The 14,419-nt window shown below is 57.0% G+C and carries 9 protein-coding genes; 4 read left to right on the plus strand and 5 right to left on the minus strand.

Annotation, left to right across the window (positions count from 1 at the left end; genetic code table 11):
• Window positions 1-6 precede the first annotated feature (6 nt).
• A complete protein-coding gene (mdoH, locus tag M4951_RS08540) occupies window positions 7-2,016 on the plus strand; it encodes a glucans biosynthesis glucosyltransferase MdoH (RefSeq protein ID WP_262026059.1) in 2,010 nt (669 codons plus the stop codon).
• Between the two features lie 9 nt (window positions 2,017-2,025).
• Here mdoH and M4951_RS08545 read toward each other — a convergent pair whose 3' ends face one another.
• On the minus strand, window positions 2,026-2,961 hold the full coding sequence (locus tag M4951_RS08545; RefSeq protein WP_262026060.1) for a cupin-like domain-containing protein: 936 nt from the start codon (window positions 2,959-2,961) through the stop codon (window positions 2,026-2,028).
• A gap of 266 nt (window positions 2,962-3,227) precedes the next feature.
• Window positions 3,228-4,433, minus strand: coding sequence for a DUF1080 domain-containing protein (locus M4951_RS08550; protein ID WP_262026061.1), 1,206 nt, complete (start codon window positions 4,431-4,433; stop codon window positions 3,228-3,230).
• Window positions 4,434-4,620: 187 nt separating this feature from the next.
• On the opposite strand from M4951_RS08550, the gene M4951_RS08555 reads away from it, so the two are divergent.
• The gene (locus M4951_RS08555; protein ID WP_262026062.1) at window positions 4,621-6,543 is read left to right on the plus strand and encodes a cation:proton antiporter; all 1,923 of its coding nucleotides are present in this window, start codon (window positions 4,621-4,623) and stop codon (window positions 6,541-6,543) included.
• Window positions 6,544-6,779: 236 nt separating this feature from the next.
• On the opposite strand, the gene M4951_RS08560 is transcribed toward M4951_RS08555, so the two are convergent.
• Together M4951_RS08560 and M4951_RS08565 are read right to left on the minus strand one after the other, a co-directional pair.
• Entirely contained in the window at window positions 6,780-7,163 is a 384-nt protein-coding gene (locus M4951_RS08560; protein ID WP_262026063.1) for a hypothetical protein, read from the minus strand.
• The gene (locus M4951_RS08565; RefSeq protein ID WP_262026064.1) at window positions 7,164-8,750 is read right to left on the minus strand and encodes a PilW family protein; all 1,587 of its coding nucleotides are present in this window, start codon (window positions 8,748-8,750) and stop codon (window positions 7,164-7,166) included. It abuts the gene before it with no gap.
• A gap of 237 nt (window positions 8,751-8,987) precedes the next feature.
• Between M4951_RS08565 and M4951_RS08570 the strand changes: the two genes are divergently transcribed.
• Together M4951_RS08570 and M4951_RS08575 are read left to right on the plus strand one after the other, a co-directional pair.
• Window positions 8,988-9,941, plus strand: coding sequence for a DUF1559 domain-containing protein (locus M4951_RS08570; protein WP_262026065.1), 954 nt, complete (start codon window positions 8,988-8,990; stop codon window positions 9,939-9,941).
• Window positions 9,942-10,514: 573 nt separating this feature from the next.
• Window positions 10,515-11,927 carry an undecaprenyl-phosphate glucose phosphotransferase gene (locus tag M4951_RS08575; protein WP_262026066.1) on the plus strand — a complete coding sequence of 471 codons (1,413 nt, stop codon included), beginning with the start codon at window positions 10,515-10,517 and terminating at the stop codon, window positions 11,925-11,927.
• Here M4951_RS08575 and M4951_RS08580 read toward each other — a convergent pair.
• On the minus strand, window positions 11,921-14,350 hold the full coding sequence (locus M4951_RS08580) for a PVC-type heme-binding CxxCH protein (RefSeq protein WP_262026067.1): 2,430 nt from the start codon (window positions 14,348-14,350) through the stop codon (window positions 11,921-11,923). The genes M4951_RS08575 and M4951_RS08580 overlap by 7 nt on opposite strands.
• Window positions 14,351-14,419: the final 69 nt, after the last annotated feature.

Below are 14,419 nucleotides of genomic sequence, written 5' to 3' on the forward strand. Positions count from 1 at the left end.
GTAGATGTGGAACCATCCAAATCAAAAAACATGATTCTCGAAGCGGCCCAATCGGTGGCGCTAAATAATCCCAAGGCGTCGATTATTTCGATCGCGTTGGCGGTTTGCGGATTGATGAGTTGGCTGTTTCTCGATATCGCCGCCGCCGATGGCGGTCTCGGGCCGATCGACGCGGTGACCGGTACGTTCTTCGTACTGCTGACCGGTTGGCTGGGCTATGGAATCGGCATGTCGATCGTCGGTCATTTATTGCCCCAGCCAGAGCCGGTCTCGGCCGATCCGCTGACGCCGGACGAACTGGCTCAATTGCCGTCGACGGCAATTTTGGTCCCCGTTTACAACGAATCGCCGCGACGCGTCGCCGCCGGCGTACGTGCGATGCGGGAAGAACTGGCCCAGATCGGCGGGGGAGAGACGTTTGAGTTTTTCCTGTTGAGCGATACGACCAATCCCGATATCGCGGCAGAAGAAGAAGCGGTCTGGTTAGAAATGACCTCCGATTCTTTCAAACCGTCCATTTTCTATCGCCGCCGACCCAAAAATATCGCCCGCAAGTCGGGGAACATCGCCGAGTTTTGCGAACGCTGGGGCGGGCGCTATCGCTACCTGATCGTCTTAGACGCCGATAGCCTGATGTCGGCCGAAACGTTGGTCGAAATGGTGAGGAGGATGGAACAGGACGAACGCGTAGCGCTGATCCAAGTTCCGCCGCGTCCGATCAATGGGGCGTCGTTGTTGGCTCGTGCCCAGCAATTTGCCGCCGCAACCTACGGAAGCGGATTTTTGCGCGGCTATCGACATTGGTGCGGTGACGCCGCCAACTATTGGGGACATAACGCGATCATTCGCACCCGGGCCTTCGTCCAATGTTGCGGTCTCCCCATTTTGCCCGGCGACCGCCCCATGGGGGGCGAAATTCTCAGCCACGATTTTGTCGAAGCCGCCCTGCTCCGTCGAGCCGATTGGAAAGTACGGATCGCGGATGATTTGGGGGGAAGTTACGAAGAGACGCCCGGTTCGGTGCTCGACTATTTGCAGCGCGATCAACGCTGGTGCCAGGGGAACCTGCAACACTTGAACTTTTTGGTCCGTTGCCCGTTGCCGCTGACGAACCGTTGGCATCTGGTCTGTGGCGCTTTTTCGTATTTGGCGAGCCCGCTGTGGCTGGCGTTTGTCGTCTTGCAGTTAACCTTGCTGTTGAGCGTATCGAGTTCCGGAGCAACGTCGCTGGGCATCAGCGCCGCTTCCGCATCGTTGCTGCTGCTCTTCGGTACGTTGATCCTATTGATGGCGCCCAAGGTGTTGGCGGTGACCGACTTTATCCGCTCAACGCCGCTCGAAAGCCGTCGGCCGGCTCGCGCGATTTGGTTGGACGCCGCGCTGGAGACGGTCGCTTCGACCTTATTCGCCCCGCTGCTGATGTGGTTCCACTCGCAATTTGTGATCGCCACGCTGCGTGGTCGGCGGGTCGAATGGAACGCTCAGAACCGAGGAGATGTGAATCTCACCTGGGAAGATGCTTGGGCGGTCGGGTGGAAGCTGGTCGTACTGGGATCGATTGCTGCGGTCTTGATTTGGCTGGTCAACCCGACGGCGCTGCTCTGGTTCTCGCCGCTATTAGCAAGCTGGTTAGGAGCGGCGCCGCTGATCTTGGTGTTGAGCTCGCCGAAGTTGGGCCGCTGGCTGCAGAGCCGTGATCGCTTGGTGATTGCCGAAGAATCGAACCCCTGCCCAGTGATGCAGCGGCAGCAAGCATACTTTGATCTGCCGGTTCCGAGCGAAGACGCGACGCTGGAACGTCTCGTGCGTGATCCGCACGCGATGGCGGCGCATATCGCGATCGCACAACTCAGCGCAGATCCGCTTAGCGATCTGCCGATCAGCGAACTATCGCTTAGCGAAATGACGCTGGACCAGCGGCGCGAGTTGTTGGTGGACGCCGCCAAACTGCATCAGGCGCACGCCGCCTATTGGTCAGAACGGCTGCTGCAAGATGTCGAAGCTCGTGGTCGCTAATAGGGCGAGCTACTTGGCCGACATCTCGCGAACTTGCGTTGGATTCATCGGATCCAACTCGAATGTCACCGGATAGGCGTAATTGCCAGACTTCTTCCGGAACAATTTGCGATACGCTTTCACGAACGCGAAGCCTGCCATCTTCATGTTGTAGCCAACCCCTTCTGTCGCCGTCGACAGATTCTGGTAGCCGCACTGGTGACGGAAAAAGCGATTGGCGCGAAACAGCTTGATGCGGCGGATCGCTTTGGGCGTTTTATGTTCCGTCGTCAGCGAAACGTTCAGCCCTTCGACGTTGGTGACGCGATGCGGCGTGTTTTGCGGCCAGGTCACCATGTGCCCTGGCTCTAATTCGCAGACGAAGGCGCTCTCGTCGTACGACGCGTCGTAGGCGAGCTCTTCATAGCTTTCGCCGCAAATGACATCTTCGATGGTCGCTTGCGAAACGAAACGTTCGTCATACGGAGGATAGACGTAGGCCCGCTTTTTGCCGCGCAAGTGCCACAGCATGTTGATCGGAATGTCGAGGTGATAGTAGACGATCGCGGTCGGCGACGAGACCAGCAAGTTGGCCGAACGCTCGAGCGCTTGGAAGCCGCTGACCTTGCTCTCTAGCTCGTCATAGATGCCGTTGATCAGGTCGGCGTATTCGCGGTGATGGGTCAGCATGTTGCGAATGTTCAGCCACAGTCGACCCTCTTTGGTCGCTTGCAGCAGTTGCTCGCCGTTTAATTTGGACGCGTCCCCTTCTTTCCACTCGGTCTTTGTCGCATCGGTACCCATCGTGTTGACGTTCAGCGCGTCACGCGGGTGCGTATCGAGAATGCGAACCAGATGCTCGTCATCAAACAGACCGGTCTCGACCAGACGATGCGTCGTGGTGATCGCTTCGGTCTCCATTTGATGCAGGTTCTTATTCCAATCAATCAGATTGCCGTACGACATGGCGATGGCCTTTTCAGCAAAGTAGGGACGACGTCGCTACAGCGGACGTCTACGCAGAAGTTCGAAGGATGAAAAAGCATAGGTCACGCACGGTCGATTGCGGGAGGACGCAGCAGGATTTCTGCGTCGGTAAGAAAGCCGCACAACCCCAACAATCAGCGAAACCGTTCGCCGGGCGCAATACTCTTCCCGTGACAGATGCGGCAAGAGCGTGGCGCTCGGGACAAAATAAAAAGTCAAAATGCGTGCAAAACGAGGTCGGTTAGTTACTTATCGCCGGCACGATCGGCGGGCCAACGCTTGGGGAGTCTGACGATCTGTAGATTTTTGAACGACAGATCGGTCGTCGGGTCATGTCCTTGCAGCATGATGGTGCCCGGCTTGATGCGGAGCCCGCGTCTTGGGTTTTCGTCCAGCTTACGCTGATCGGTCCAGTCCGTCACTTGATAACCGTTGACCCAAACGCTGATGTGAGGCCCTTGGGCGATCAACGTTTTGGTGAACCACTTTTGGTCGTCGCTGACGACGCGACGCGCCTTCATGCGGCGAAAGATCGCTCCTGTACCGTGATCGATCGGCAGGGTGCGATCTTCGGCTTCGTAACCATTGTGGATCTGGCTTTCGTAGCCCATCATCTTGTCGCCGGGAATGCAGCGAAAGAAGACGCCGCTGTTCAAATTTTTGGCGTGCGTGATCGCATCTAATCGCAGCACGAAATCACCGTACGACTGTTCCGTTTCCAACTGACCAGGACCATTTTCAGCGTGAATCGCGCCTTCGTCGGTCACGGTAAACTTGCTTTCCATCGCCGGGTACGTTTTCCAGCCGGTCAGGTCTTTGCCGTTAAAAATCGACTGCATGCCGAGCGGTTTCAATTTCACGTTGCGAAATTCAATCTCGCCCTGGTTGTGCTGCAAGCCGATAAAGCCGAGCCCCACGTATTGCGGGTCTTCGTACTTCAGCACTTCGGCGCCGTCCAGTTTCACGACGATTGTGCCTTGATCGGCGGTGATGTCAAACGAGTGCCATTGGTCGGCGACGCACGGCGGAGTCACTTTCATGCGACCAACCAGGCTGCCGGTCGGGAACGAATTGCTTTCCGGCGCGATATTCAATTCATAGCAGCCATAGGTCGGGCTTTCCGGTTGGGGCGAAGTTCGCAAAAAGAGGCCGCTGTTGGTCTCGGCCGGGGCGCGAAAATCGACGTGCAATTCATAGTTGGCGAACTGCGTCGTCGTGCGAAGTTGCCCGACATCTCCTTTGCTCGCCCGAATGACTCCCTGGTCGACGGTCCAATCGATCTTTCCCTCGGATTTCCACCCAAAAGTTGTTTCGCCGTCAAATAATAGCAGCCAACCCTCCGCAATTTCCGCCTCAGATAGCGTATTGGGGGCTTGCTCGGCGTTAGCCGCAGTCAGGGGAGCGACGATCAGCGCTAACAGAAACGCCGGCAAAATTCGCGAGTATTGCATAGCTACGACCTGGATGGGTTGGGCGGGGGGAACGCCTGATTTGGACGTGTGAGGGGTTTTCTTAACTCTCGACGCTGGTTCAAATTACATCAATCTTTCCGCGCCGTCGAGTCGCTGCGAGCTAGACTCGTAGGTTCCGACTGCACATCATGATTTATCCCCTTCGATTTCGAGCGAAAGCCGTCTCTTGCCGCCTGTAACGCCAGAATACTATCCGCTGTATCTTGCCGGTGTGTTGGGGCTAGGCATTGCTGCGCAGTGGCTCGCCTGGCGATTGCATTTGCCATCCATCTTGCTGTTGTTGGCGTTTGGCTTTTTCGCCCAACTAGCGGGCGACCCAGACGAGATCATCGGTAAAGAACTGCTCTTCCCGATCGTTTCGCTCTCGGTGGCAGTGATCCTGTTCGAAGGCGGAATGAGTCTGAAGCTGACTGAACTGCGGGAAACCGGCGGGGTCGTGTTGCGTCTGGTGACCATCGGCGCCGCCGTTTGCTGGGGAATGGTTGGACTATGCGCTTATTTTGTGATGGGGTTCCCGATCGAATTATCAGCGCTGGTCGGCGCCGTGATGGTCGTTACTGGGCCGACGGTGATTGCGCCGCTGCTGAACTATATTCGCCCCACGCGCAAGATAGGCTCGATCGCCAAATGGGAAGGGATCGTGATCGATCCGATCGGAGCCGTGTTGGCGGTTCTCGTTTATGAAGCGGTCGTGGTAACCGGCGTGAACCATGTTTTCGCCGTCGCGGGGTTAGCCATCGTCAAGACGCTAGTCGTCGGCCTGGTGTTGGGCGTCGTGTCGGCGGTAACGCTGATCTTCCTGCTGCGACGGTTTTGGATTCCCGACTTTTTGCATAACGCGTCGATCCTCGCGGCGATCTTGGTCGTCTTCGCCGTGTCGAATGCGGTGCAGCCCGAATCAGGCTTGTTGACCGTGACCGTCCTGGGAATCGTGCTGGCCAATCAAAAACGAATCCCGGTCCGGCATATCTTTGAGTTCAAAGAGAACCTGCGGGTACTGCTGATCTCTTGCTTGTTTATCGTGCTGGCGGCCCGGATTTCGCCTGCTGAGATCGCCATGGTGGGCTGGCAAGGTCTGCTGTTCCTTGCGATTTTGATTGTGATCGTCCGGCCGGCGTCGGTATTCCTCTCGACAATCGGCAGCGGACTCAGCTGGCAGCAGAAGGTCTTCCTCTGCTTTATGGCGCCGCGCGGGATTGTCGCTGCGGCGGTCTCCTCGGTTTTTGCCTTTGAAATCGTCGAAGAATTCATGCATCGCGGCGCCGACGCCGCGACGATCGCACAAGCCGAACTATTAGCGCCGCTGACGCTGCTGGTGATTGTCGGCACGGTGACCTTCTATGGATTGACCGCGGCCCCGGTCGCGCGGCTGTTGGGGCTCGCTTCTCCCAATCCGCAAGGCTTGTTGATCGCCGGCGCCGATCGCTGGGTACGTGAGTTGGGCAAAGTGATTCAAGACGCCGGGTTCCAAGTGCTGGTGGTCGACACCAACTATCGCAACATTTCGGCGGCGAAGATGGCCGGACTGCCGGCCCACTGCGCCAGTATTTTATCAGACTACGTGACCGAAGAGATCAACATCGGCGGCATCGGCCGACTGTTGGCGATCACCGCAAATGATGAAGTGAACGCGCTGGCGTGCCAGGAATTTATCCATCTGTTCGGCCGCAAAGAAGTCTATCAATTGGCCGCTTGGGATTCGGGATCGGGGCGCCGCGCGTCGGTTTCAGAGCATCTTCGCGGTCGCGTGCTCTTCTCGGAAGGGGTTGATTTCTACGTCTTGGCGCGACGTTTTGCGGCCGGCGCACAAATCAAAAAGACTTCGCTCACCGCGGAGTTCACCTACGCCGATTTCTTGAAAAGGTACGGCGACTCGGCGCTCGTCTTATTTGTGATCGACGAAGGGAAGAAACTCGACGTGCGCACGGCTGAGTCGACGTCGACTCCCAAGCCGGGGCAATCGCTGATTGCGCTGGTCGATCCCGTCAAACCGGTCGCTGAAGAAGCGGACGCAGGCGAAGAAGACGAATCGCCGGCCGAGACCGAGTCGCCCAGTTCCTCCTCAGCGAGCGAAGCATCCGCTGAATAGCGCTTTTTCTTCATAGCCCGAAGCGCGAGCGAGAAAAATGCGATTGCAAGCAAATGTCGAATGTCGAAGCACGAATGTCTAATGGATCACAGACTCGGAATTTCGATCTGATTTCGTTATTCGGGTTTCCCTCATTGATTAGACATTAGGATTTAGGCATTCGTCATTTTATCCGACCGCATTTCTCTCGCTCGCGATTCGAGCTATGAGGAGGAATCGAACACGGCCGGCCCTTACTACCGGACGAAGATCTCGAGCCGCACTTCGCCGGCTCGCTCTCCGGCGTCGAGCGACAGCCCTACGATCTCGATTTCGTGACGGAGCGCCAAGTGCTCGGTGATCGCAAAACGCTCACTGCGCGAGAAGACTCCCAACTCCTGCCCGTTCAGCGAAACCTTGCCAGAGATCGGCAGTTCGTCGAGGACTAGCACTACTTCATCACCGGGAGCAATTCCGGTAGGCGCATGAAAGGCGCGCATCAACTTGAAATCAGCGTCGCGCGTCGCCGCCGGAATCGTCGACCAATCACGCGGCAATTGAATCCGCGTGGGATCGGCGTCCGCGGCAAAATAGGCCTGCCAGGGACCGTTTAGACGAATCGAATGGGGAGTATCGCTCACTTACTCGGTCATCAGGTTGGCGGTGACCGTGTCTTGGCGAATCAGACGCGAGCCATCTTCGATCGCCCGAATAGTGATCTGAATGCCGCGCAGCGGACGATCATACGGCGGCGCCGTTTCGCGTTCGGCCGGATCATCGACGCCGTGGAAACCGTCATCATCAATGCCGTTGGAACCTTCGTCGATTGGTGCAAGTGTGTTGTTTGCGACACCGTCGTCGACATAATCCTGATTGACGCCATCCTGCTCATACAGCATCGGCCAGGTGTCGTACATCGCCAGATTGCGAGTACTGGCCACACTGGGTGAACGTTCTTGTGCGTTTATTACGACGGTTTGTCCGGCAAGCTGCGACTTCGTGGATGGAACGTCATGGAAGTGGCCGTTGTCGTAAAGTTTAGTCGTACGAGCCGGATCATTTGTCAGGTTTTTCCAATTCAAGTCGACAAATGCGCCGGTGCCTGCGTTGGTCACCACCGACGATACTGGCGTTGCGGCAGCGGAGAAAGTTGCATCCAAGGTAGCAAAGCTGGCGTCGCCAGGGATCGTGGCGATATCGTTGGCGGCGGAATGCACGAGGATCGGGGCCAGAGGATCAAACACCTTCACATCGAAGGCCAACACTTTGGCCATGATCACATCTTCGCCGGTCCGATCGCGTAAGGTGACCCCGCCAGCGACGGCGATCTGATTCATCTTTTCGAAAGATCGCAAATAAGAAGGCACCAGCGGATAGGGGAAATTGCGAACCGCACGGCTATTTAGAGTTTCCGTCTCAAACACCGAATCACCGGGAGTGGTAATCGAGCCGATCATCCACGAACCATGGCGGTTTCGACGTGACTGCAAGTCTTCCAGCGAATTGGTATGCCATTGCCAGCCAGCGCCGGTTTGCTCGGTTGGATGAATCGATAGGTCATAGTTATTAAACGCATCGAGCTGCGTGATCTCTCTGACCTCGCCCATCGTGTTGGCATATTGCCTGAAATCAATATCAGGCCGGATCAGCAGCACGCGACGGAACAACGTTACGGTTTCGTCAGCATTACGAGTGCCCAAGCCGTCTGTATCATCGTACGGAGTAAACTCGGTCCAGTAGATGATTTCGGCGTAGTGCGAGGTAATCGGCGACACGTCTGTTGGCCCGGTAGGTTCCGTAATTCGCAAAACGCCATCCGTATCGCGATAAAGTTGACCGTTGATCAACCCAACAAACGGCTGATCCTTGCTATAAGCCGTAAATGCGATGATATCGTCAGCATCTCCGGCGACGCTCGCCACGGTTGTGAAATCACGATCGCGATCCGGTCCTTCAATCACGGTGAAGTAACCTTGATTGCCGCCGACCGGCAGCCAGGGGAGTCCCGGCGCGGTGTGACAATCGAGATCGGTTTGCATCGTGGTGGTCAGACCACGCAAATTGCCAGAGAGCTCAATCGTCGAGCGGGCGTCGTGCATCGTATCGCCCAGGAAGGCGAAGATTTGGGCGACCGAGAAGAACAAGATCAGCGTCAACGTCGTCGCCACCAACATTTCGACGAGCGTGAGCCCACGGCGAGCGAGAGGATGAGCAAAGGTTCGAATCATGACGTATCTGTTCCTGGCGGACGAAAGCACCGGAAGGCTCTCGCGCGATCGACCGCAAATGGGAGCGTGCTCTGAGGAAGAGACGGGGCATCGCCTACTGGCCATAGACGATTTAGCAACGCTGTGATTTGGCGACGCTACTTTGAAAAGTTATCTTATACTGATCCATTGCAGCAACAAAACGTCGTTTCGTCAAGCGATTGGTCGACGCAAGCTGCCGAATTCACAAGGACTTACGTGAAATTTCATCACAACCGCCGCGCCTTTGGGCTTAAAGAAATCATCATCGTGATCGCCCTGCTGGGCGTGGTCTTCTTGATGGCGGCCCCCCTGCTGCTCAATAGCCGCGAGAGCGCGCGTCGCAATACCTGTCTTTTCCGTCAAAAGCTGCTGGCCGATGCGCTGATTGCGTATGACGAAGATCTCCGCGAACTGCCGGGATACGCCAATTTGCTGGATGCGGCGGTCGAGCCTCCGATCGATACCGGCTGGCTGTTTCCGGCCCTTCCCTACCTGCAAAGTCGGATTTATCCGACCCCAGGAGAGATGCCGCCGCCCCCCTATTTGGAAGAGTTTCAGGCTTATTCCGCCGATGGCGAACTCGCCGGGCAGGTTCCCGACTTTACGGTTTATGAAGCGATTTGTCCCGATGACGCCCCCGACGAAGATCCCGAACAATGGGGTGGCGTCAGCTCGTTTGTCGTGAACAGCGGCATGCCGGATGTGCCGCCGAGCGGCGAGATCCCGGCCGATTGGGCGGCGAACGGCATTTTCCAAAATCGGCTCCATCAAAAGAAGGGCGTCGCATTTGAGCAATTCACGCTGCAGCAGATCTCTGAGCTAGACGGCTTAGAAATGACGTTGCTGTTGGGCGAAAACGTTGACGCCGGAAGCTGGACCTCGTCGACCGAGGCCGACGTCTCCTTCCTGTGGAGCAACGACGCCGACGCAATCTTGGGGATCAATCAACAAACAGGCCAAGGGGACGGCAGCGCTCGCTTTTCTCGACTTTCGAGCTACCATCCCGGCGGAGTCAACCTGATGTTTGGCAGCGGCGCTGGGAAGTTCGTCAACGAGCGGGTCGACGCAATTCTGTTCGCTCAAATGCAGGCGACCGACGACGCTCAGGCCAAAGTCGCAGGCAGCGATCAGTTGGTCTGGCCCGCAGCAAAGGCCCCCGCAGTTCCGTAAGAACTGCCTATTTTTTCGTAGCCCTGCGCGTGAGTTTTTGAAGTTGCGCTATTTCGAATCAATCGAACACTAGCCCGCCAGCGCCAGCGAGGGAATGCGGCTCGCCACTTCAATCCGTGTTAGGATCGCCAACCCTATTCCCTCGCTCGCGCTGGCGGGCTAGAGCGCTTTTCAGCAAGCTGAACAATGAGTCCCCTGTCGTCTAGCTTCTCCCCCAAAATCAGCCGCACGGCTGATGTCGATACGTGCCGCGCAGCACCGTCTTCACTTTCAATCGTTGGAAAATCAAAATGGGGCAGCTAGCAGGAAACCGCTCTAGTGTGACGATTTGCGGTTGCTGCTGGCCGTATTAATGTCCTTCGTTCGTGAATTGCAAATAGCGCAACCTCAAAACTCGCGTGTCGGGCAACGAAGAGAAATAGGCGCCTGGGGATAGGCGCAATCGCTACAACCGGTTCTTCAGAAGCCGGTTCGCGGCTGAGCGCAAAAACTTCAATTCACTTATCGGGCGAGCAAGTCGCCGTGACCTATGTTTTTGGGTTCCATCTTTCGCGCGGTACAACCCAAAGCGCAATGACTCCCAGCAACATATCGCCAATTCGACAACAACCTACGTTGCTCGACGCATGTTATCGCGTCGTCGATGGCGTATCGATATTGGTCGGGTTGTGGCTCGCCGTTGATTGGTCGAACTCCACGTTCAGCTTTGCCCATCAATTCGCCGCCGCCGTCGCGATTAGCTTGTTCTATGTGATCGCCGAACTGACCGGCATGTATCGCAACTGGCGAGGAGTTTCGACCCAACGAGAAATCGGCTGCGGCATGGTGACCTGGGGAGTGAGCCTAGGAGCGTTGATCGTCGTGGGATTGATCACTGGTCACGCCGCTTCCTATTCGTTGCTGACCGCTTGGTACTGGCTGTGGATGACGCCGGGTCTGATGGTGTTAACGCGCGTCTCGATTCGCTGCTTGCTAGAAACGTTACGTGCTCGAGGACTCAACTACCGCGGATTTGCGATTGTCGGCGTCAATCCGTTGGGGATCCAGTTAGCGGCCAATATTCGTGATACGCCTGACTTGGGTTTGCGTTTCGTTGGTTTTTTTGATGATCGTCCACAAAGTCGTTTGCCGTCGATTCCCGCTTCGCTGGGAACGCAAGTGGGCGACATTGCCGATTTGATCGAGCGGTCTCGCAGCGGCGACATCGATCGGATTTACATCACCTTCCCGATGCGGGCCGAAGATCGCATTCGCAAGGTCTTGGCGCAGCTGAGCGACTCGACGGTGTCGGTCTACATTGTGCCTGACTTTTTCGTCTTTGAACTGCTGCATTCGCGCTGGACCGATATCCGCGGCTTGCCTGTGGTCAGCGTTTTTGAAAACCCGCTCTATGGGGTCGACGGTTTGATGAAGCGGACGACCGACCTAGTGTTGGGCTCGTTGTTGTTGATGCTGTGCGCCTTGCCGATGTTGGCGATCGCACTAGCGATCAAGTTAACGTCTCCTGGGCCGGTATTCTTTCACCAGCGCCGTTATGGTTTAGATGGACGTGAGTTTTTCGTCTGGAAATTCCGGACGATGAATGTCTGCGAAGATGGACCAGTCGTCACGCAGGCGACCAAAGACGACAAACGCGTGACCGCCATCGGCAGCTTCATGCGGCGCACGTCTCTGGACGAACTGCCGCAACTGTTTAATGTGATGTACGGCAACATGTCGCTCGTTGGACCACGGCCGCATGCGACCGCTCATAATGAAGAATACCGCAAAGTAATCCAAGGCTATATGCTGCGTCACAAGATCAAACCCGGCATCACCGGCCTAGCGCAAGTACGCGGCTGGCGCGGTGAAACCGATACGCTAGAGAAAATGGAACGCCGCATCGAATGCGATCACGAGTACATCCGCACGTGGAGCATCTGGAGCGACATTCGTATTCTGCTGCAGACGATCTCGGTAGTGCTGTTGAAAAAGAACGCTTACTGATCTCCTGAGAGTAGCGTCAGCAAGTCGGCCATTTCGTCAAGCGTCAATTGTCCCGGTAAACCTTCCGGCATGATCGACTTCTCCGCCGCGCGGCGCTCGACGATCAAATCGGGATCGACTTCAAACGTTTTGCCGGTCGCGTCGACAAACAACTCTCGTTTGTCTTCGACAAGTTGGTGCAACGGAAAGCCGCTCAACACGCGCCCATCATCCAGTAGCAACATCTCGGCGACAAACATCGGCGCGATTTCTTGGCTGGGTTCCAAGATCGATTGCAAAATTCGGCGACGATCGGTCCGGGCGCCGATATGCGTCAGATCAGGCCCCACTTTGGCTCCGCGGCCATCGAACGTGTGACAGCGGGAGCACATCGCCCGATCCGAAGTGAAGACTCGCCAACCGGCGGCGCGGCTTGTCTCTTGAGGAAGTTGCGAAAGCCAGGCGTCGACATTGTCGAGCGGCGGGCGATCGGCCGCTTCAATTTTGTCGCTGTTGCGAGCGGCGCGCTTCGCCGCGGTCGCGATCGTCGGATTGTCGTTGCTGGTCAGTTTGGTCAGCAGCGGAGCAAATCGTTCTTGGTCGCTCGCCAATCCGCTAATGGCGTCGGCTTGCAGCTGGGGAGAAAGTTGACGATCCTCCGCCAACTTGGCAAGTTGATCGTTGGCCTCCGGCGTATGACGCAGCGCCAACGTTTGAATCGCCGCTTTCTGCAACGCTGGATTGTCTTGGTGCGCCCATTCGGTCAACTTGTCGGTCGTTAGCGACGCGTGATTAGGGGGCAGCAGTTGGATCGCCATCGCCCGCGTTTCTGGCGACGCGGTGGAGGATGTCGCGGCGTCGCTGAGCAGCTTTTGGCTCAGCCATTCGCTGTTGCCGCCTACTTTGCCGCTTTGCAACCAGGCGATCGCCGCCAAATAAACGGGAAACGCACGCGACGATAGTTTTCCGGCGGAGAGTTGCTGCTGCAGTTCTCCTACATACGGCTTCAGCTGCTCGTCGGCGATCCAGCGGACCGCTTCAATACGGACCGCTTCATCGTCATCGGCCAGCGCTTCATCGAGATGCGCTTCATCCGGCGTCGCGCCGATCCAACGGAGCGCTTGCAACACGCCGAGCCGTTGCTCGCCGGTCGGCAGCGTATCCCAATCGACCGCCAGTAATCGCCCTGGCTGTTGGGTCAGCCCGGCGATCGCCGCTTGGCGGAGAAAGAGATCTTTCGAGTCGAGCGCCTTGAAATCAAACTTCCTGGCCAACTTGCGAGCTTCCTGTTCGGCGTTGGAGAGCGCTAGGCGAACATCTTTCGGCGGGCCATTTTTCCAAGAGAGTTTCCAAAGGCGACCTTGGCCGTGAACCGGATAACTGCGATCGACCCAATCGGCGAAGTAGTAGGCGCCGTCGGGGCCTTCAACCATGCCGGTCGGACGGAAGTTTTCGTCACCAACGACCACCGGCGACATGCGCCCACGTACCGTCGCGCCGCTAGGTTCAAGGGCGTAACGTTCGATCCGATGATCGCCCCAACTGGTGACCAATAGCGAACCATGATCGTAGAGCACCGCACAAGGAGCTTCGCCGGTTCCGGCCGCCATCGGCAGCGTACCTGGCAGTTCCGCATCCCAAGCTTGCAGCGGATGAACGCCGGAGCGGCCGTAACGAAATTGATAGCCGTAGTCGCCGGTGGGGACGATTTCCAACAACCGGCACGGCGGGCGGCCATCGGGATCGTTGTCGACGCAGAAGAGTCGATCCTCGGGGTCATAGCACATGCCAAAGGGATTCCAAACGCCGGTGGCGATCTTCCGCAGCTTCGATCCGTCCGCTTCGCATTGATAGACGCAGCCCCCTTCTCCGCCGCCGGTGATTTGCGTTCCATCCGCCGCGACCAGCGCGAACGGCTCCCCCAGGTTTTCGCCCATGCCAAAGATCAACGTTCCATCGGGTGCGAACGTCAGACCGGCCAGGCCGTTGTGCGGATAGTTGCCCTTGGTTTCGAGATGCGCGATCGGCGTTTTCTCATCGGCGACGCCGTCGTCGTTGGTGTCGCGAAGGCGAAAGATTTCCATCCGCGTCGCGACATAAATCGAACCATCGGCCGCCGTCGCCAGGCTCATCGTGAAGGTCGTCCCTTCATAGAAGGTGCTCCACGCGTCTCTCTTGCCGTCGCCATCACTATCAACAAAGGCGCGGATGCGATCTTTTTCGGGGCCTACATAATCTTCTTTGCGATGATGCGTTTGCGATTCGATCACCAGCAGCCGTCCCTGGGCGTCAAACGCGACGCCGATCGGGGTCACAATCGCCGGGCTCTCGGCGATCATTTCTAACTGCATCCGATCATCCAGCACGCGCGGCGACTCCGCCGCGGCGGTCGTAGCAAATCCAACAGCGCCCAACAGCATGAATAAAGAGAATCGATGTAACATGGAGGGAAACCAGGGGAAGGTAATGGGGATGGGGTTTGCGGCTATTATAACCCGATTACAAGGCAAGTT

It is taken from the genome of Blastopirellula sp. J2-11 (assembly GCF_024584705.1).
In the GTDB taxonomy this organism is placed as follows: Bacteria; Planctomycetota; Planctomycetia; order Pirellulales; family Pirellulaceae; genus Blastopirellula.